This window comes from Marinibactrum halimedae (assembly GCF_021234875.1).
GTDB lineage: Bacteria > Pseudomonadota > Gammaproteobacteria > Pseudomonadales > Cellvibrionaceae > Marinibactrum > Marinibactrum halimedae.
On the sequence record NZ_JAJQVM010000001.1, the window covers coordinates 139,192 to 157,537 of the forward strand.

The 18,346-nt window shown below is 45.0% G+C and carries 19 protein-coding genes and 2 tRNA genes; 17 read left to right on the forward strand and 4 right to left on the reverse strand.

Features of this window, described 5'->3' with window-relative positions:
* Positions 1-12: 12 nt before the first annotated feature.
* A complete protein-coding gene (locus tag LU351_RS00590; RefSeq protein ID WP_232592051.1) occupies positions 13-1,551 on the reverse strand; it encodes a DUF5666 domain-containing protein in 1,539 nt (512 codons plus the stop codon).
* A 304-nt stretch (positions 1,552-1,855) separates the two neighbouring features.
* Here LU351_RS00590 and LU351_RS00595 point away from each other — a divergent pair, with 304 nt between their 5' ends.
* The 17 genes from LU351_RS00595 (at position 1,856) to nadA (ending at position 15,341) form a co-directional block, all read left to right on the forward strand.
* Positions 1,856-3,532 (forward strand): hypothetical protein, encoded by a 1,677-nt coding sequence (locus tag LU351_RS00595; protein WP_232592052.1) that lies wholly within the window; start codon positions 1,856-1,858, stop codon positions 3,530-3,532.
* 12 nt (positions 3,533-3,544) lie between these two features.
* Positions 3,545-4,132 carry a hypothetical protein gene (locus tag LU351_RS00600; protein ID WP_232592053.1) on the forward strand — a complete coding sequence of 196 codons (588 nt, stop codon included), beginning with the start codon at positions 3,545-3,547 and terminating at the stop codon, positions 4,130-4,132.
* A 134-nt stretch (positions 4,133-4,266) separates the two neighbouring features.
* Positions 4,267-4,785 (forward strand): crossover junction endodeoxyribonuclease RuvC, encoded by a 519-nt coding sequence (gene ruvC / locus LU351_RS00605; protein ID WP_232592054.1) that lies wholly within the window; start codon positions 4,267-4,269, stop codon positions 4,783-4,785.
* 96 nt (positions 4,786-4,881) lie between these two features.
* Positions 4,882-5,505, forward strand: a complete 624-nt coding sequence (gene ruvA, locus LU351_RS00610) for a Holliday junction branch migration protein RuvA (protein WP_232592055.1) — start codon at positions 4,882-4,884, stop codon at positions 5,503-5,505.
* A 36-nt stretch (positions 5,506-5,541) separates the two neighbouring features.
* Entirely contained in the window at positions 5,542-6,576 is a 1,035-nt protein-coding gene (gene ruvB / locus LU351_RS00615; protein WP_232592056.1) for a Holliday junction branch migration DNA helicase RuvB, read from the forward strand.
* A gap of 61 nt (positions 6,577-6,637) precedes the next feature.
* Complete coding sequence (ybgC, locus tag LU351_RS00620) at positions 6,638-7,066, forward strand: tol-pal system-associated acyl-CoA thioesterase (RefSeq protein WP_232592057.1); 429 nt, start codon at positions 6,638-6,640, stop codon at positions 7,064-7,066.
* A 174-nt stretch (positions 7,067-7,240) separates the two neighbouring features.
* Positions 7,241-7,933, forward strand: a complete 693-nt coding sequence (gene tolQ, locus LU351_RS00625; protein WP_232592058.1) for a protein TolQ — start codon at positions 7,241-7,243, stop codon at positions 7,931-7,933.
* A 2-nt stretch (positions 7,934-7,935) separates the two neighbouring features.
* On the forward strand, positions 7,936-8,361 hold the full coding sequence (gene tolR / locus LU351_RS00630) for a protein TolR (protein WP_232592059.1): 426 nt from the start codon (positions 7,936-7,938) through the stop codon (positions 8,359-8,361).
* A 1-nt stretch (position 8,362) separates the two neighbouring features.
* Entirely contained in the window at positions 8,363-9,184 is an 822-nt protein-coding gene (tolA, locus tag LU351_RS00635; protein WP_232592060.1) for a cell envelope integrity protein TolA, read from the forward strand.
* A 28-nt stretch (positions 9,185-9,212) separates the two neighbouring features.
* On the forward strand, positions 9,213-10,502 hold the full coding sequence (tolB, locus tag LU351_RS00640) for a Tol-Pal system beta propeller repeat protein TolB (protein WP_232592185.1): 1,290 nt from the start codon (positions 9,213-9,215) through the stop codon (positions 10,500-10,502).
* Positions 10,503-10,610: 108 nt separating this feature from the next.
* Complete coding sequence (gene pal / locus LU351_RS00645; protein WP_232592061.1) at positions 10,611-11,102, forward strand: peptidoglycan-associated lipoprotein Pal; 492 nt, start codon at positions 10,611-10,613, stop codon at positions 11,100-11,102.
* A 6-nt stretch (positions 11,103-11,108) separates the two neighbouring features.
* The gene (locus LU351_RS00650) at positions 11,109-11,951 is read left to right on the forward strand and encodes a tetratricopeptide repeat protein (RefSeq protein WP_232592062.1); all 843 of its coding nucleotides are present in this window, start codon (positions 11,109-11,111) and stop codon (positions 11,949-11,951) included.
* 276 nt (positions 11,952-12,227) lie between these two features.
* A complete protein-coding gene (gene queE, locus LU351_RS00655; RefSeq protein WP_232592063.1) occupies positions 12,228-12,878 on the forward strand; it encodes a 7-carboxy-7-deazaguanine synthase QueE in 651 nt (216 codons plus the stop codon).
* 97 nt (positions 12,879-12,975) lie between these two features.
* Positions 12,976-13,656 (forward strand): 7-cyano-7-deazaguanine synthase QueC, encoded by a 681-nt coding sequence (gene queC / locus LU351_RS00660; protein ID WP_232592064.1) that lies wholly within the window; start codon positions 12,976-12,978, stop codon positions 13,654-13,656.
* 172 nt (positions 13,657-13,828) lie between these two features.
* Positions 13,829-13,904 (forward strand) — tRNA-Lys (locus tag LU351_RS00665).
* Positions 13,905-14,001: 97 nt separating this feature from the next.
* Positions 14,002-14,077: transfer RNA gene (locus LU351_RS00670), tRNA-Lys, on the forward strand.
* Positions 14,078-14,282: 205 nt separating this feature from the next.
* Positions 14,283-15,341, forward strand: coding sequence for a quinolinate synthase NadA (nadA, locus tag LU351_RS00675; RefSeq protein WP_232592065.1), 1,059 nt, complete (start codon positions 14,283-14,285; stop codon positions 15,339-15,341).
* A gap of 41 nt (positions 15,342-15,382) precedes the next feature.
* On the opposite strand, the gene LU351_RS00680 is transcribed toward nadA, so the two are convergent.
* The 3 genes from LU351_RS00680 to mgtE all read right to left on the reverse strand — a co-directional run bounded on the left by LU351_RS00680 (position 15,383) and on the right by mgtE (position 18,064).
* The gene (locus LU351_RS00680) at positions 15,383-15,814 is read right to left on the reverse strand and encodes a DUF3617 domain-containing protein (protein WP_232592066.1); all 432 of its coding nucleotides are present in this window, start codon (positions 15,812-15,814) and stop codon (positions 15,383-15,385) included.
* A gap of 307 nt (positions 15,815-16,121) precedes the next feature.
* Entirely contained in the window at positions 16,122-16,640 is a 519-nt protein-coding gene (yjgA, locus tag LU351_RS00685) for a ribosome biogenesis factor YjgA (protein WP_232592067.1), read from the reverse strand.
* A 53-nt stretch (positions 16,641-16,693) separates the two neighbouring features.
* Positions 16,694-18,064, reverse strand: coding sequence for a magnesium transporter (gene mgtE / locus LU351_RS00690; RefSeq protein ID WP_232592068.1), 1,371 nt, complete (start codon positions 18,062-18,064; stop codon positions 16,694-16,696).
* Positions 18,065-18,346 lie beyond the last annotated feature (282 nt).

The window sequence follows — 18,346 nt, forward strand, 5'->3', positions numbered from 1 at the left end:
TTTTAACGTAGTTTAGATATCATCGTCTTCGTCAATGGGAAGTTGTATTTCTGAAAAACTGCCATTTCGAGCATCAACGCTATTAGCCTCCGCATCGTTAGAATTCACTTGCCCTCCATTCACAAAGACTAGGTCTTCGTCTTCAATACTGTTGTTATTGGATACAGCCACTGAAATCCCTAGGATACTGAAACGATCATTACTGGCTTGAGTCACAATGCCCTGCAGTTCAACATTTTCTCTATTGTCATCTCCTCGGTATCTTACTGATGTCGCATAGGGCGTTTCATCTTTATCGACAAAGCCTTGAATCTCGATTTGCTGAGTGATGTCGGGGTTTGCATCTAATAAAATGGAATTTTCATCGTTGGTTAAATCCGTCGTATCAATACTTAACCCTAAAACACTGACTGTGCTGTTGGTGTTGTCTACAGAGACATTGATACCCGGAACAAAAAAGTAAATCCTAGGCTCATGAAACTTGATCGTCGTTGCCGTTAACTCGTTAGTATTGGTATTCAACGTCCCTTCGACCTCAACCTTAACGCCAACTTTAAGGTCTTCTTGAACCCCTCCCTGATAGGTTGGGCTACCACTTTGGATGACTTGGTCGCCAATTTGAAAGCTGGTTGCGTCGGTAAAGCGGGTGATCATCCCTTCAATTTCGGCCGGAAGGGTAATGATATCTTCATCGCCGCTATCGATATTCGCTAGCCTAAACTCGGTACATTCCCAACCCGTCAGGGTATCTAATTCGGTTTCGGTCGTGAAACCATCACCGGTGAAGTCGTCATCTGGGGTGGCGGTCAGGGTCACTGTACGGCCATCTCTGAGGACGCAATTTTCGGATGTAGCACCGTTGATGACTACACCAAGGTCATTAATTTCGAAACGGGTATCGGCTTCTAGATTGTTGATATTTCCTGTGAGCCTCCAATTGGCCACGTTCTCTTGCTGATCAACGAGTGTTGCTAGAACGGCGTCATTGGTCGGGCTGATAAAGCCGCTTACGCGGAGGATATCACCGACTTCAAGTGTATTGATGTCGTCGTTACTGATACCGTCGAGTTCGGTATCGGCTGTTACAATCACTGGCTTTCCTAAGACACGCAGAGGGTTAAGCGTGGTTACTGGTCCAACGACAACGTGATCCACTGTGAGATCGGTAATGACACCTTCCGATAGGTTGCTGGGAAGATCATCGTCGTCATCAAGAATCATGTTGGCGACCATGCCATTTTTTAATTCGCTGGCACTGGATTCAACGCCATCAATGGTAATATTGATGTTATTACTGGATGAGAAATCACTGGTGAAGTTCACCTCAAAAGCGCCAGCATCCGTTAATACACCTATGCTGGCTCCCCCTGAGCCGGAGGTGTTTGACCCACCGCCATCATTACCCCCATTTCCACCATCATTATCATTGTTACCTTGTTGAAAGCCGTCTCCCCCGCACCCTGCTAATGCACATACCACAACCATAATGGCGGACTTGAGTGAGAGAGTGGGAGTTAAGCGTCCTTGATGTTTACTGAAGCGGTCTGTCATGTGGTCTTCTCATCTATTTTCATCTTACAAATACCACTGTGTGTTTTTCATACCTTGGCAGTGATGGGTCATTAAAAATCTCATTAGCTGAATACAGGCTAAATGACTTAATCATTCAATCACATTTCGTCATAAATGTGTGTGGGGTATGACCATTAGGTGAGAGCAATGTTGCATTTTACTTAATTAATTGGGCTGATGTATTACGTTATGCAATTTGGAAAAGAATCCCCAGTCGTCAATAATAAGATTAGAGTTGTGACGGTGAATACGATGTAAAGCACGCCATTTGAGGAATAGTGGTATGACGGTAGCTGTTATTAGAAATCTGTTGGTTTTTTTGGTGTATACCAGCTTAGTAGCATGTGGCGGAGGCGGTTCTTCTTCCGGCGGTAATGGTGGAAACACTGGTGGCGGCACTGATCCTTCAATGGTAACGCTTTCTGGCACAATCACGTTTGATAAAGTAAACCATAACTCTGAGTCACCCTACGGGTTGGACTATAACAATATTACTCAAGAACCCGCTCGTGGAGTAACGGTTGTCTTATTGGATAGCGCAGACAATGAACTCAGCAGAACCGTTACTCATGAGGAAGATGGGAGCTATTCTTTTCAAGTATCTGCTAACTCTACTGTCCGTGTACGAGTAAGAGCTGAAATTATTTCCACCTCGGGAGCGCAATACGATTTTAAAGTAACGGATAATACTAGCGGTAATTCAATTTACGTGCTTCAAGGGTCATTGGTGTCCGTGGGTTCTGCTGATTCAACCAGAGATCTCCATGCTGGTTCAGGTTGGAATGCCACGACTAACTCCTACAATGATTCGGCTCGAGTTGCTGCTCCATTTGCCATTATTGATACGATCTACACTACGGTTCGGGCATTTGTTGATGTTGATCCTGATGTTATTTTCCCTGCTTCGGAAGTGAGATGGAGTACGAGAAATCGTTCAGTATTTGGTAATTTAGCGGAGGGAGAAATTTTCACATCCTTTTACACTTCTGGTGAGAAAGTGATTTATCTCTTGGGTGCTGCAGATTCGGATACCGATGAATACGATTCTCATGTGATTGCTCATGAGTGGGGGCATTATTTTGAAGACAATTTGTCTCGATCAGACTCAATAGGTGGCAATCATACGCAATCCAGTAAATTAGATATGCGTCTTGCATTTGGTGAAGGGTGGGGCAACGCACTTGCAGCGATGGCGCTAGATGACTCGTTGTACAAAGACAGCTTGGGTAATATGCAGCGATCCGCTATTTCGTTTGACATTGAAAATAATGAGAACCTTGTTAAAGGTTGGTATAGCGAAGCCTCGGTGCAATCTATTTTGTACGATATTTTTGATGCTCTTGATGATGGCTCGGATACGTTAAGTGATGGATTGGCTTCCATCTATGATGTCATGACCAGTGCCAGTTATCGTTCGGCAGAGTTTTTCACCAGTATCCATTTGTTTTTGACAGAACTTAAGTCGGCTTACCCTTCTTTGGAAATACCTATTGATGCCTTGGCAGCAGAGCAAGAGATTCATGTTGAAGATGCAGTGGGTACGAATGAGGCTAACTCAGGAAGTACACGTGAAACCGTTAATGCTGGAGTAGACAGCCCTCTTCCAATTTACAGAACCATACAAATTGGAACGTCGGAAACGGTTTGTTTAAATAATGCCTTTGGGGAGCGTAATAAATTAGGGAACCGGGCTTATTTTAAATTAGAGAACGTGCCTTTTGGCAACTACGATTTGGCTATAGTTCGTATAAGTGGTGGATTAACCAATCCGGATGTTTTTGGTTATCAGGGTGGTGATATTGTTATTGTTGGAAACTCTAGTGTGAGTAATTCGGAGCTATTGGTACAGACGTTATCTGGCACCTATTTGTTTGATGTGACGGATTCAAGGCTCGGGAGCAGAGGGATTAACGAATCGATTACTCAAAACTGTTTTTCATTCACTATTGCAAATTCTTAAGAGGTAATTTACATGACAATAGAGCTGAGTAAGGTTGTTTGCTTTATTATGTTTGGAACTGTTTTGAGTACAGGAACCCTGCTGTTGGCATGTAGTGGCCACTCATCTAACACTGAGAAAGGCGCGATGGCTTTAGCATCTACGGACAAGCACCATCATGATGACTCGCATTCTGCTTCCGAAGGCTATATGAAGCCTGGTGCAGGAGTGACATTTACTAATGATTATGATGGGAAATCAAACCCCGGTGTTATGGAGTCGTTTACCTTATCTGCTAAGTTGTTACAGCCGGTTGATAATGTTCAGTTCTCTATTTCATCTCCAGACAACATCTTAGTGGGCGGCGAAATTCAGTATTCAGAGGTGTCGCCCCAATCGAATACCATTGAAATCCCCATATCGGTACTGTCTTCTGAAGAGGGTCGTTATTACTTAAACGTTCAAGTCGTAACGAATGCCAGTGGCTATCAATCTAGTCGCGCCCATGCCGTAAAAGTGGTATTTGGAAATCCTCCTGCAATGAAGTCGAAGACGGTACATACCACGGCAGACGGTGAATCGATTGTGATTATGGAAGCACAAGAAACCATTAGTGAATAATGGTTTCTTACTTTTCTTATAAACGCGTTATTCATCTTTAAGACTCTTCACTTCGGCACGCTGACTCATTTCTCTTGACCCCCCCATTCAAGATGGTCAAACTCTGACACTGGACGAATTAACAGGTTTTGTTTATGGCTCTGGTACTGGGTATTGATCCGGGTTCGCAAAAAACGGGTTTCGGTATCATCAATACGTTAAATGGTAAAAATGAATACATCAGTAGTGGTGTTATTCGCTTGCCCGCTGGTTCTCTTCCCGAGCGACTGAAACGCATTTTCAGTGCAGTCACAGAGATTATTGAAGAGTACCATCCAGAAGAGATGGCCATTGAAAGTGTCTTTATGGCGAAGAATGCCAGCTCCGCACTGAAACTTGGTCAAGCGCGCGGTGCTGCGATTGTGGCTGGTGTGAATTTGGGTTTGGAAGTATCTGAATACGAAGCCCGAAAGGTAAAACAGTCTGTGGTTGGCAGCGGTGCCGCCGATAAACGTCAAGTTCAACATATGGTAAAACACCTCTTGCGGCTCAGTGCAATGCCACAAGAAGACGCTGCAGATGCATTGGCTGTCGCACTGTGTCATGCCAATACCCGCCATTACCTCATGCGTACTGCTTCTGCACAAACTTTTCGAAGAGGGCGACTTGTGTAAGCTCTGTGTTTTTAAGGCACTTTTACTTCCTCCTTTCTCAATAAGCCCAAATCGGAGTTGTCTTTTGGGTTCAAAAATAAGGTGATAAAACAGATTATGATTGGTCGTTTACGTGGCTTGTTGGCCGAAAAATTACCTCCACAGGTGTTAATTGATGTGAATGGTGTGTTTTATGAAGTTCAGGCACCTATGACGAGCTTTTATCGATTACCGGAATTGGGCGAAGCTGTCACTCTGTTCACGCACTTATCGATCAGTGAAAATGCCCATCAACTTTTTGGGTTTTCATCCGAGTCTGAGCGCCAACTTTTTCGTGCCCTTATTAAAGTGAATGGTGTGGGGCCCAAAATGGCCTTAGCAGTACTGTCTGGTGTTGAGGCAGATGATTTTGTACGTTTTGTCAGCGAGGGTAATACGGCAGCACTCGTCAAAGTGCCTGGCGTGGGTAAAAAAACGGCTGAACGTATGATTATCGAAATGCAAGATCGCCTGAAGGATTGGAAAACACAATCGTCTCCATTATGGGAGTTGGAAGAGGCCAGTCAGCCACAAGCTAAATCAACTGACGATATTGAGTCAGAAGCGCAAGATGCACTGATTGCATTGGGTTACAAGGCGACTGAGGCGGCGAAAATGATTGGTCGTGTTGCCAAGACAAAACGGTTTGAACGATGTGAAGACTTGATTCGTGAAGCGCTTCGTTCAACATTGCCAGCTTAATAGCGGTTACATCTCGGCCTGATAAAAGAGAGTTTTATGATCGAAAAAGATCAATTGCATGCTGAGCGTGTCATATCCCCCACAGTAAAGCCCGCAGAAGATGCGGTTGATCGGGCGGTACGTCCACGTAAATTGGAAGAGTATGTGGGGCAGCCGGTTGTGAAGGAGCAGATGGAGATTTTCATCACGGCAGCACGTGCACGAAAGGAGGCATTGGATCATACGCTGGTGTTTGGCCCGCCGGGGTTAGGTAAAACCACATTAGCCAATATTATCGCCGAAGAGATGAGCGTTACCTTGAAATCCACTTCTGGCCCCGTGCTCGAAAAAGCCGGTGATTTAGCAGCTATTATGACCAATCTTGACCCTGGAGACGTGCTCTTTATTGATGAAATCCATCGATTGAGCCCTATGGTTGAAGAAGTGCTCTACCCGGCGATGGAAGATTACCAGTTGGACATTATGATCGGTGAAGGGCCTGCCGCCAGATCTATCAAGATCGACTTACCCCCGTTTACCTTAGTGGGTGCCACCACTCGTGCTGGCTTACTCACCTCCCCTCTGCGGGATCGATTTGGCATTGTGCAGCGCCTTGAATATTACAATGTTGAAGATTTAACTCACATTGTTCAGCGCTCAGGTCGTTTGATGGGTGTCGATATCGCTGAAACTGGAGCTTTAGAAGTAGCGAAGCGTGCTCGTGGTACACCGAGAATTGCCAATCGTTTACTGCGGCGAGTGAGGGATTATGCCGAAGTGAAGGCTGATGGCTTTGTCACCGAAGAAGTTGCGGACCAAGCACTTAACATGTTGAATGTGGATAATAAAGGCTTTGATCATATGGACCGACGATTGTTGACTGCCATGCTCGAAAAGTTTGGTGGTGGTCCGGTTGGTGTTGAGAGTTTAGCGGCGGCCATCAGTGAAGAGAGAGACACGATTGAGGATGTTCTTGAGCCCTATTTGATCCAGCAAGGTTTTATCGCAAGAACGCCGCGTGGTCGAGTACTCACCGAGCATGCTTATTCCCATTTTGGTTTGCCGATGCCAACTAAGTTAAAAGATTCATAAATCCATTCTTTTTGTTCATGTACCGTTCAACGTGACCCACCTATAAAACCTCGGAGTTTATATGAGGCAGTTTTCATGGCCGGTTCGAGTCTATATTGAAGACACTGACTCGGGAAAAATAGTGTATTACGTGAATTATTTAAAATTCATGGAGCGAGCTCGTACGGAATTATTGCGATCTCTTGGGCATGGCAAGGCTGCCGTTAGTGAAACTGGGCAGTTGATGGTGGTTGCAAACGCAGAGGTAAAATACTTAAGCCCTGCACGTTTGGATGATGAATTAATCGTCACGACGGCTATTGAAAGAAGTGCTCGAACTTTTTTGCTGTTTAAGCAGAGTGTAGTGCGTGATGGAGACGTATTGTGTGAAGGAGTTATAAAAGTGGGTTGCGTTAATCAAGATACAATGAAGCCCACTCAAATACCGATGCCTATACGCGTTTCAGTCAATAATTGGTTGCAGGCAGAAACAGATGGCAAAATGCTATGAAGGCTTTAACATTTTAAAAAATGAATGAATGCCCTGTGGCTAAATAAGAGGATCAGCCCTTTGCAATTAGGTAGGTTTGTTAAATAATCACGCGGGTGAGAAAGACATTCGTAATAATGACAAATAGTGCCGTTAAACGGTAAATAACAAAGTAAATTAAGGAAAAACAGTAATATGGGGCAAGCTGAGCCGTTATCGATTTGGTCTCTCATAGCAGAAGCCAGTGTTTTGGTGCAGGGGGTTATGGGGTTATTGTTTTTGGCTTCAGTGGTTTCTTGGGTGATGATTCTCCAATGTGGCGCATACCAAAGCCGTGTAAAGTCCCTGTTTGTAAGGTTTGATAAAGAATTTTGGTCGGGTGTGGATTTAGCGGAACTCTACAATCGAGCTAAGGTAGGAAAGCAAAATACCGTTGGCATTGAGAATATTTTTCGAGCGGGATTCTATGAGTTTTCCCGACTGCGAAGACAAGGCGCAACCGACCCCGGTGTGATTATGCAGGGGACGGAAAGGGCACTCAGAGTGGCGCTTGCTCGGGAGGAAGAAAAGCTCGAGGCCAATCTTCCATTTCTGGCCAGTGTTGCTTCGGTAAGCCCGTATATCGGTTTATTTGGTACGGTTTGGGGAATTATGAACTCCTTCAGAGGGTTGGCCAATGTTCATCAGGCCACACTTGCTACGGTAGCTCCGGGTATTTCAGAAGCGCTGGTTGCAACGGCAATGGGATTATTTGCCGCGATTCCAGCTGTTTTGGCTTACAACCGCTTTTCCGCAAGAGCGGAATCACTCAGTGGCAATTTTGAAACTTTTTCCGAAGAATTTACGGCATTGTTACATCGCAAACTGCATTCATCACCGGGTAAATAATCATGGCGGCTCGTAAAGGCGGTAAGCGAAAACCCATGGCGGAAATTAACGTTGTTCCGTATATCGATGTGATGCTGGTGTTGTTGGTGGTCTTTATGGTGACGGCCCCCCTGCTAATGCAAGGCGTTAAAGTGGAGTTACCCCAAGCGCCTTCTGCTCCAATGGAGAATGACGACGAAGAGCCGTTGATTGTTTCAGTCAAAGCGGATGGTTCTTTTTATTTGAATTTAGGGGGTGACCAAGAGGCTAAAAAGCCTTTGGCCCAAATAAAAGAAACTATTGCAAAGGTTTTACGTCAAAAACCCTCAACACCGGTTTTAGTTTGGGGAGATCAGAGCGTACCTTATGGCGAAGTCGTAAAGTTAATGACTGAACTACAAGCGGCCGGAGCGGATTCGGTCGGCTTAGTGACGGAGCCACAAAGTTAGCATGTCTGATCCAAATAGGTTTCGGCATCATCAATCAGGTCGGAGTTTGGTTTTCCCCATCTTCATCAGTTTAGTCCTTCATGGGGCCATTCTTTTGGTGGTGACTTGGGGGTGGGGGCTTCAGCAGGATGTTACTAAACACACTAAGCCCAAAGTTGTTCAAGCGAAACTGGTGCAGCTGGAACAAAAGTCTCCTAAACAAGTCGCGAAACCAAAGCCTAAGGTGATTGACCTTACTAGAAAGAAAGCCGAAGAAAAAAAACGTCAAGAAGCGCAACGTAAACGCGAGCGTGAAAAACAACGTGCCTTAGCAAAGAAGAAAGAGGCTGAACGTAAAGCATTAGAAAAGAAAAAAGCAGAAGAAAAAGCAGCACGTGAAAAAGCCGAGCAAGAGCGATTAAGAAAAGAAATGGCTCGTGAGCTTGAAAATTTAGAACAACAAGAGCGTGATAGGCAATTACAGCAAGAGCTGGCTGACGCCCAAGCAGCGGAAGAGGCTATGCTGGCAGAGCAGCAAGCTGAAGCGACGGCTCAAAGCTATGTGGCCTTAATTGCGTCTAGAGTGGAGCAGTATTGGAGTCGACCTCCGTCGGCACGATTAGGAATGACATGTGAATTACTTATACAGCTTGTACCAACAGGACGTGTTATTAATGTCACGATTGTAAAAGGGAGCGGTGACGCGGCTTTTGATCGCTCTGCGAAACAAGCGGTATTAAAGGCCGAGCAATTTAATGAGCTTCAAGATGTTAAACCCGAAGTATTTGAACGCTACTTTCGTCAGCTTCGACTCGTGTTTAAGCCTGAGGATTTAAGACTCTAGTTTTTATGGGGGATACGTGAGAAACCATATTATTAAAAAAGTCGCATTGGGTATTGCGGTAATCGTCACAAGCGTATTCGCTCGGGCAGAATTAACCATTGAAATTACACAAGGTAGTGATAATCCAACTTCCATTGCGATTGTGCCTTTTAAGTCCCCAGTGGGGCTTCCAGAGGATGTTGCCGCTATTGTGTCGGCCGATTTACAGCGTAGTGGTCAGTTTGACCCTATCCCCAGAAAAAATATGCTGGCATTACCTCAATCGGCATCAGAAGTTTTTTATCGCGACTGGCGTGCATTGGGTGGTGAATATTTGGTTATTGGTGGGATAGAGAATGTCGGTGGTAATTACCAAGTCTGGTATGAGTTGTATGATGTACTAAATCAGCGACAAATTGATCGTGACCGCGCTACCGCATCACCTAAAGATTTGCGCGGTTTGGCGCATTTTGTCAGTGATAAGGTGTATGAAAAAATCACCGGCATTCGCGGTGCTTTTTCTACAAAAATTGCTTACGTCGAGGTTCAGCGTGATAAGTCGAACCCTAAAAATGCTACGTATCGACTTGTTCGAGCGGATGCGGATGGCGCGCGTGAACAATCTATCTTAGAGTCTAAACACCCTTTACTTTCACCACGTTGGTCACCGGATGGCAAAAAAATTGCGTATGTTTCATTTGAGACCTCTCGTCCAGCGGTATTTATCCAAGATATTTTTTCTGGCCAACGTCAACAAATGACGAATTTTCAAGGCTTAAATGGTGCACCAAGCTGGTCTCCTGATGGAAAGCAATTAGCCTTTGTTTTGTCTAAAGATGGTAATCCAGAAATTTACACAATGGATATTGCGACAAAGCGATATTCGAGAATCACAAATCATTTTGCTATTGATACTGAGCCGAGCTGGAGTGGAGATGGAAAATCCATCATTTTCACATCAAATCGCGGTGGACAGCCTCAGATTTACCAAGTTACTCTTGCCAGCGGAAGAGTGGAGCGCCTAACCTTTTATGGTGATTATAATGCTCGTTCGAGTTTGTCTCCGGACGGCAAGACGATGGTGATGGTGCATAGGGAGGATGGTGTATTTCATATTGCCGCACAGAATGTCGAAACGGGCGATATGAGAATACTTACTGAAACACATTTGGACGAATCTCCAAGCATTGCCCCTAATGGCGCTATGCTGCTCTACGCGACACAGCATAATGGCAAAGGTATACTGGCGGCGGTTTCATTGGATGCAGGTGTAAAATTCAGATTGCCTTCGCAAGAGGGTGATGTCAGGGAGCCTGCTTGGTCTCCATTTTTGCAATAATTAATACAGTTCAGATCACAGCTGAAGCAGATTTACTTAAAAGCGTCACAGAAATTGTGTGCAAGTAACTTATAGAATTAAGAATTAACAAAAACTGGGAGTGAAAAAATGAAAATGTTAAAACAGGGCTTTGGGCTAATTATTTTTACTGCTGTTTTGGCAGGTTGTAGCAGTACTCAAACTACTGAGGCTCCAGAACCTGCTCCAGCTGATACTGGCGCCGGTTCTATGGGCGCTGATAGTGGCAGTGTTGTTGATGAGCCTACCGAGCCTGAAGTGCAATTGGATACGGTCTTCTACTTCGATTTTGACCAAGCCATTTTGCGCCCTGATGCGCGTATCGCTCTTGCTGGGCATGCGGCAGAGTTAAAGTCCAGCCCTCGTTCTGTTCGTTTGGAAGGTCATGCAGACGAACGTGGTTCTCGTGAGTATAATATGGCTTTGGGTGAGCGTCGCGCGAACGCAGTTCGTGATTTCCTTGTACTTCAAGGGGTTGATGCCAGTTTGATCGAAACCATTAGCTACGGTGAAGAGCAACCATTGGCTTTAGGTATGAGTGAGTCTTCTTGGTCGCAAAACCGTCGTGTAGAGCTTAAGTAATTTTTCATGACCTTGAAAATGATCACGGTGGCTATTGTAGCCACCGTATTTAGTGTAAATGTTTTTAGTCAAGCAAGAGTGTTTGACTCTCAACCTGATTCTTCTTCTCAGGAACGCAATCCTGCTTCCGCTACGTCCTATCCTACAAATCAACCCCCACCGCCTAAACCCGTCAATGCCTCTACAGATCTCTTTTATAATTTTCAGCTCTTGCAGCAAGAAGTGCTTGAATTACGAGGTTTAGTAGAGCAACAAGCCTTTGAAATAAAGCGCCTAAAACAACAGCGTTTAGACGACTATATGGATTTGGATCGACGTGTGAGTGATCTATCTAAGAGTGGAATGTCTCCTGCTACGCGCCAATCAGATAGGTTAAACCAAGCTACGAATCTTTCGAGTGGTGCCGCCGATTTGGGTACGCCTTCATCGTTGCCAAGTTCGATGAATAACACGGCACAACCTGTCATCAAGGAGGTCAGTGAGCGATATCTTTATCGTCAAGCGATTGATCTACTGTTGAAGAAGAAGGATTTTGATGGTGCGTCTAGTTTGTTATCCCAATATTTAAATGATTTTCCTGATGGTTTGTACGCGCCGAACGCATTATATTGGTTAGGGGAAATATCATTGAGTAAGGGGCAGTTGGCTGAGTCACAACAATGGTTTTCTCGCTTGCTCAGTGCCCATCCAGACCACAGTAAAGTTTCTGATGCTAAATTTAAGCTTGCCAAGGTTTACCATCAATCTGGGGACTCTTCAGCCGCTAAGTCATTGCTGGTCGAGTTAGCAGAAGGCAACAGTAATGCGTCCTCATTGGCAAAAGAATACTTACAAGTGAATTTCCCATAAATAAACGCATCTTTATCAACGTTGGTGTGTTTGTTTAATGAGCGCTGCTCGATTTGTATGTTTTGTGAGTAGCGCCTGTTTCATCGATATCGACCTTCTTATCGATACCCTCCTTCTTAGTAATGATTACTAATGAATAATGGCCAGTGTATTGGTCGTTTTTCTTTTATTGTGAATCCGTTAAACTGCGCGCCCTTTGAACAATTCAGGGTTCCGTGCAGTGCAGCATAGCAACCTTCTGGACTTTATATTGTGTTTTATAGTTAGAGCTTTACGATGTCTTCAACAACTCTTCGGATAACAGAAATCTTTTACTCACTGCAGGGTGAGTCGTTAACAGTGGGCTTGCCAACGTTATTTGTTCGGCTTACTGGGTGTCCTTTAAGGTGTCAATATTGTGATTCTGAATATGCGTTTCATGGTGGTGAGCGTTTTTCTCTCGAAGAGTTATTGTCGAAAATTGAAAGCTATAAACCACAAAACATCTGTGTGACAGGGGGAGAGCCCTTGGCTCAAGTGGGGTGTATTGAGTTACTTGATTGTTTGGTCACTCGCAAATACAGCGTCTCTCTTGAAACCAGCGGTGCAATCAGTGTTGAAAAAGTCCCTACTGCCGTGACAAAGGTCATGGATTTAAAAACACCTGGGTCAGGAGAGGTGGGGCGGAACCTATGGATGAATCTAGCGAGGTTGACTCGAAACGACCAAGTTAAGTTCGTAATTTGTAATCGTGAAGATTATGAGTGGGCAAAGTTTAAATTGGATGAGCTTGAACTGGTCGATAAAGTGGGTGCGGTATTGTTCTCGCCAAGTTTTGGGCAAGTTGAGCCTAGAGATCTGGCGGAATGGATTATACAAGATAACCTCCCCGTTCGATTTCAAATGCAATTGCATAAATATTTATGGGGAGATGTACCAGGCCATTAAATACAATCTTGTATTGGTTTTGAAATATGGCAGCTTCAGTGCATAAAAAAGTTTTGCTGATAATAGTGTTGAATGCGAAAGGTAAACAAGTGTGAGTATGGCAGGTGAGAAAAAAAAGGCCGTGGTGCTGGTATCGGGTGGGTTAGATTCCACGACTGTGTTGGCCATAGCGAAAAGTGAAGGCTATGACTGTTACACCATGAGTTTTGATTATGGACAACGACACAGGGCGGAGCTTGAAGCAGCGGCTGTCTCGTCAAAGCAGTTAGGCGCAATTGATCATAAAGTGATTGCATTGGATTTGCGGGCCATCGGTGGTTCTGCGTTGACAGACGATGATATCGATGTTCCGGAAGAAGAGAGTACAGGCATTCCTGTCACCTATGTTCCTGCACGCAACACCGTGTTTCTCTCGATTGCTTTGGGTTGGGCCGAGGTATTGGGCGCCAATGATGTCTTTATTGGCGTGAATGCGGTCGATTATTCGGGGTACCCCGATTGTCGTCCAGAATTTATAAGGGCTTATGAATCTATGGCAAATTTGGCGACTAAGGCCGGTGTTGAGGGCAATAAGTTGTCCATCAGAGCCCCCCTTATGGAGATGACGAAAGCGGAAATTGTTCGAGTGGGTACCGATTTAGGAGTTGATTACTCTTTGACGATTTCTTGTTATCAGGCAGACCATTTGGGTCGGGCTTGTGGAAAATGTGATAGCTGCCGATTGCGGCAAGAAGGGTTTGCTCAAGCAGGCTTGGCCGACCCAACTCGTTATTTGTAAGTTCCTTTTGTAGTTTGAGAATTCAGTAAAGTATTAAGCGCTTTAAGGACAAATATTTCAATCAAACAGTAACTGATTGTTTCTTATCCACTTATTTTGCTATTGGCACGGGATAAGTCGTTAAAAATCGCTTGAGTTTTGATTTTAGATCAGTACTATATGCGCCTCCTTTGGGTCGTTAGCTCAGCTGGTAGAGCAGTTGGCTTTTAACCAATTGGTCACTGGTTCGAATCCAGTACGACCCACCAATTATTGAGTAATGCTGTTTGCCTTACTTTTTAAATAGACATTTTGTTATGCACTTCTTGCTGTACTCTGTGTCTAGCGATTAATTTCGCAAAATTCGGGTCGTTAGCTCAGCTGGTAGAGCAGTTGGCTTTTAACCAATTGGTCACTGGTTCGAATCCAGTACGACCCACCATATGAAAGAGGGTGCGCAAGCACCCTTTTTTTATGCATGTTTGAAAATTTTGATTATTTTTTGATCTTTTAATGGCGAATGGTGCGGTAGTGACTGTCGTTTCAATGTTCTCAATGCTACCACCTTGTTTTAGCACTCGTTGGCGAGCACTTAAGCTTGCAGTCCGTGTGATAAACTATTGGCCTGAAATTCATAGGAGTTAACGATGCTCAATTCCACAGATAATGACGTTGCCACACAGGACGCTCGTGGGGTCGTACGTGAATATTTAGCAACTGATCATTCTGATCAGCTGTCTCCAGAAGAAGCTCAAGAGTACAAAGCGCGCATCAAACAGCTTTTAATTGATCAAAACGCAGTGTTGGTGGCTCACTATTATACAGACCCTGAAATCCAGTCTTTGGCTGAAGAAACCGGAGGTTGTGTTTCTGATTCGCTTGAGATGGCGAGATTCGGTAAAGATCATCCTGCAGATACACTGATTGTGGCAGGTGTCAAATTCATGGGGGAGACGGCAAAGATTTTAACCCCTCATAAACGTGTATTGATGCCAACGTTAGAAGCAACCTGTTCTTTGGACTTGGGTTGTCCTGCCGATGAGTTTTCTGCATTTTGCGATAATCATTCTGACCGAACGGTGGTGGTGTACGCTAATACGTCTGCTGCGGTGAAAGCTCGGGCTGACTGGGTGGTGACTTCTAGTATTGCCTTGGACGTTGTAGATCATCTGGATGCTCAAGGAGAAAAAATTATTTGGGCACCTGATAAGCATCTCGGTTCATACGTGCAGCGTAAGACGGGCGCCGATGTGATTTTATGGGATAGTGCTTGTATCGTGCATGAGGAGTTTAAGGCTCAGGGCGTTCTAGATCTTAAAAAGCTTTACCCTGATGCAATCGTATTGGTTCATCCTGAATCCCCAGAGGCAGTAGTTGATTTAGCGGATGTGGTCGGTTCGACATCACAGTTGATTCATGCCGCCAAAACCATGCCCAATGACCGTTTTATTGTCGCGACAGATCAGGGAATTTTCTACAAAATGCAGCAGGTATGCCCGGATAAAGAGCTCTTTGTAGCGCCAACGGCAGGCAATGGCGCCACTTGTCGAAGTTGTGCCAATTGCCCTTGGATGGCGATGAATGGATTGGCGAATTTGGAATCCGTTCTGCGCAATGGGGGGAATGAAATTTTTGTGGATAAGGACTTGGGTGATCAAGCCATGAAACCCCTTCAGCGTATGCTGGACTTTAAGAAATCCCTTTAATCTTTTAGGGTTAAATACCCCGCCACTTGCGGCGGGGATGTTTATTGGTTTGAGGGGCAATCGCCCATTCTTCGAGCATTCCAACGAATTTCGCTATCAAATGTAGATTCCCCTATCTTTACTGCGATATTCATTTCCCCCCTGCTGGTTTTGCCTTCGACAGTGTATTGTCCTTGAATATTTGCTTGTGCGTCTGGAGAAAGGCATTTTGCTAAGAAGTTCAAGGTATTATTTGATAGAGTTTTTTCTGAAATAGAACACTCGCCAAACTCTTCCAAAATATCCTCGACGGATACCTGCGTTTCTTTGAAGCACTCAACATTCGTTTCTGTGATTGGGCGTCCTGAAAAGGGGTCTGTGGTGGTTGAAGTGGATTCCCATAACCCTGGAGAAACAGGAAGAGAGGCAGCAGAACTGTATGAGGAGCATAAGGCAATAAAGAAAATCGTATAATATGACTTCAGGTATGGCATGAAAATTTGTCTCTGGCTGATCATTGTTTTTTTAGTTGCTGGGCTTATATGAGAAGTGTTTTACTCAGATTGCTCATTCCTGAGCAGGCCACCAATCCAATACAGCTGAAGGTGAGAAGCCTGGCGAGTATCTCACTGAACCTATGATCGAGCTGTGTGGGTATCGAGATTTTATGGCGATATCGTACTTTTTTTCACTGATGTGAAAGTGCTCAAGAGACTGGTGTGATGTCCTAATATTTCGAGGCGAAAAAGTAGGACATCACAAGTAGGGCATTAAAAAGAGGGGTGGGTATAAACGGACGGGTTATGGCTGAGCCGTATTGTCAACCACCTCTCGAATTAATTTGAATAATTTGCGGGCACTGGCAGGCGGTTTATTGGCAGTTGCTTCTTTATTTGCTGCACGTATCAGTTGATTAAGTAACTGCCGATTTGCTGTCGGATACTCCTCGAGAAAAAGAGCTGATGTGCTGGGTTCTTGAAGTAACCGATCCCGCCATTGTTCGGCAACATGCAGTGATTTCGTTTGTAAGCGGCTTCGATCTTTAATGGCATCCAGTGCTGCTTTGATGCTTTCGAAGTCGTCGTTGCGCAGTAATTTTGCTATGTATTGCACCTGCCTTTTTCGAGCACTGCCTGCCTTCAGTTTACGGGCCAAAGCAATGGCTTCTTGAAGGTTGGTACTTAGTGGTACTGTTGCTAAATGGTTATCAGATAACTCGGTAAGCTCAGAGCCGAGATCTTGCAGGCCCTTCATTTCTTTTTTTACGGCGGTTTTACTGATGAAGAGCTCTTCATCGTCATGTGGGTTGTCATCAATCATGGTGTGTTATCTAGGTATGCCTTGTGGTGTATCGGTTAAAGCATTTTAAGGGATTAGGTATAGAAGTAGGTAGCCAAGCCTAAAAAGGCGAAAAAGCCTACTACATCTGTAACGGTAGTCAAGGCAACACCACCGGCCAAGGCCGGATCAATACGCAAACCTTTCAAAACAATCGGCAGTAACGCGCCTGCTAGGGCCGCAAAAATCAGATTGATGACCATAGCCGCAGCGATAATCCAGGCAATGGTGATGTCTTCAAACCACACAGCAGCAATGATACCCATCACAACCGCCCAAAGTAGTCCATTAATGGCTCCTACCTGAAATTCACGTGATAACAACCACGTTAAGTTATTTCGTCCAATATGCCCTAATGCCATACCACGAATGACAACGGTGAGGGTTTGACTACCGGCAACACCGCCCATGCTGGCAACAATTGGCATTAACACTGCCAATGCAACGACTTTGTCAATCGTATCTTGGAAGAGATTGATTACGGATGAGGCAATGATGGCGGTGAGTAAATTAATCCCAAGCCAGATGGCACGGCGCGGAGAGGCTCTCGTGACTGAGGCAAAGGTGTCCGCGTCATCTTCTAAACCTGCCAGGCTCATTAATGAGTGGTCGGCATCTTCTCGAATGACATCGACGACGTCGTCAATGGTTACTCGTCCCAGTAATCGACCGTTTTCTTCAATCACGGGTGCCATTACCCAGTCATTACGCTCGAATAAGCTGGCCACATCGCTGTCTTTCATGTCGGGGTGTAAGACGACCACATTGGTATCCATGACTTCCCTTACGGTCATATTGGGGTCGCTGGTCAGCAGTCGGGTGAGGGGGAGTATGCCCAGAAAAATGTCTCGACGATTGACCACCATTAAACTGTATGTTGAGTCAGGTAAGCTTTCGTGTCGTCTTAGATAGCGTAATACCACATCCAGTGTTAAGTCGGGTCGAACGGTGATGACATCGGTATCCATCAGGCCGCCAGCGGTGTCCTCATCGTACGATAAGACCGATTCCACACGCTGCCGATTTTGATGGGACATGGCTGCCAGCACTTCTTGAATCACTTGGTCTGGCAAGTGCTGAAGGATGTCAGCAACGTCATCCGCGCTGAGATCCTCGGTAATGGCCGCTACCTCCGAAGACTCCATGCGAGCCAGTATTTGTGCTTGCACATCATGGGAGAGTTCTTGAAGTACTTCGCCTTCCAGCTCCTTATCCACCAGTCGCCAAAGGATAATACGACGCTGGGGGGGAGAAGAGTCTAAGAGGTGTGCGATGGCGGCCGGTTGCAGGCCGTTAAGCATTTTCTGGACTTGCTTGAATGTGCCCGATTCCATTGCCGCCAACAAATCACCGAGCTTGCTTTGGGTTTGAAGAGCAAGGTCGTCGGTATTGGGGCTAATGGGCATAAATTGGTCGCCTTTTGATTCTATTTGATGTGGATACGTTGGTGTTGGCTGTGTTTGGTTTTTCGCTTTTAGTGTAAGCGATAACGGCTTTTTAGGTTGATTATGGAAAGTTAAATGATACTTCGTGTCGTGTATGCGATTTACTTATACGCACGGTATCCGATGGGAGGCTTTTTTCTTATCAAAGCCCTGAGTCAGCCGATAGAGTGCAGCCAAAGTATTATTTTACGGTAAAGAAGGATGGGCGTCGCTACTTAAGTGAATAAAGGGAATGTATTTCGG

Excerpts from the sequence above, each read along its gene's own strand:
- LU351_RS00590 (WP_232592051.1), bottom strand. The coding sequence starts at position 1,551 with ATGACAGACCGCTTCAGTAAACATCAAGGACGCTTAACTCCCACTCTC.
- LU351_RS00595 (WP_232592052.1), top strand. The coding sequence starts at position 1,856 with ATGACGGTAGCTGTTATTAGAAATCTGTTGGTTTTTTTGGTGTATACC.
- LU351_RS00600 (WP_232592053.1), top strand. The coding sequence starts at position 3,545 with ATGACAATAGAGCTGAGTAAGGTTGTTTGCTTTATTATGTTTGGAACT.
- ruvC (WP_232592054.1), top strand. The coding sequence starts at position 4,267 with ATGGCTCTGGTACTGGGTATTGATCCGGGTTCGCAAAAAACGGGTTTC.
- ruvA (WP_232592055.1), top strand. The coding sequence starts at position 4,882 with ATGATTGGTCGTTTACGTGGCTTGTTGGCCGAAAAATTACCTCCACAG.
- ruvB (WP_232592056.1), top strand. The coding sequence starts at position 5,542 with ATGATCGAAAAAGATCAATTGCATGCTGAGCGTGTCATATCCCCCACA.
- ybgC (WP_232592057.1), top strand. The coding sequence starts at position 6,638 with ATGAGGCAGTTTTCATGGCCGGTTCGAGTCTATATTGAAGACACTGAC.
- tolQ (WP_232592058.1), top strand. The coding sequence starts at position 7,241 with ATGGGGCAAGCTGAGCCGTTATCGATTTGGTCTCTCATAGCAGAAGCC.
- tolR (WP_232592059.1), top strand. The coding sequence starts at position 7,936 with ATGGCGGCTCGTAAAGGCGGTAAGCGAAAACCCATGGCGGAAATTAAC.
- tolA (WP_232592060.1), top strand. The coding sequence starts at position 8,363 with ATGTCTGATCCAAATAGGTTTCGGCATCATCAATCAGGTCGGAGTTTG.
- pal (WP_232592061.1), top strand. The coding sequence starts at position 10,611 with ATGAAAATGTTAAAACAGGGCTTTGGGCTAATTATTTTTACTGCTGTT.
- LU351_RS00650 (WP_232592062.1), top strand. The coding sequence starts at position 11,109 with ATGACCTTGAAAATGATCACGGTGGCTATTGTAGCCACCGTATTTAGT.
- queE (WP_232592063.1), top strand. The coding sequence starts at position 12,228 with ATGTCTTCAACAACTCTTCGGATAACAGAAATCTTTTACTCACTGCAG.
- queC (WP_232592064.1), top strand. The coding sequence starts at position 12,976 with ATGGCAGGTGAGAAAAAAAAGGCCGTGGTGCTGGTATCGGGTGGGTTA.
- nadA (WP_232592065.1), top strand. The coding sequence starts at position 14,283 with ATGCTCAATTCCACAGATAATGACGTTGCCACACAGGACGCTCGTGGG.
- LU351_RS00680 (WP_232592066.1), bottom strand. The coding sequence starts at position 15,814 with ATGCCATACCTGAAGTCATATTATACGATTTTCTTTATTGCCTTATGC.
- yjgA (WP_232592067.1), bottom strand. The coding sequence starts at position 16,640 with ATGATTGATGACAACCCACATGACGATGAAGAGCTCTTCATCAGTAAA.
- mgtE (WP_232592068.1), bottom strand. The coding sequence starts at position 18,064 with ATGCCCATTAGCCCCAATACCGACGACCTTGCTCTTCAAACCCAAAGC.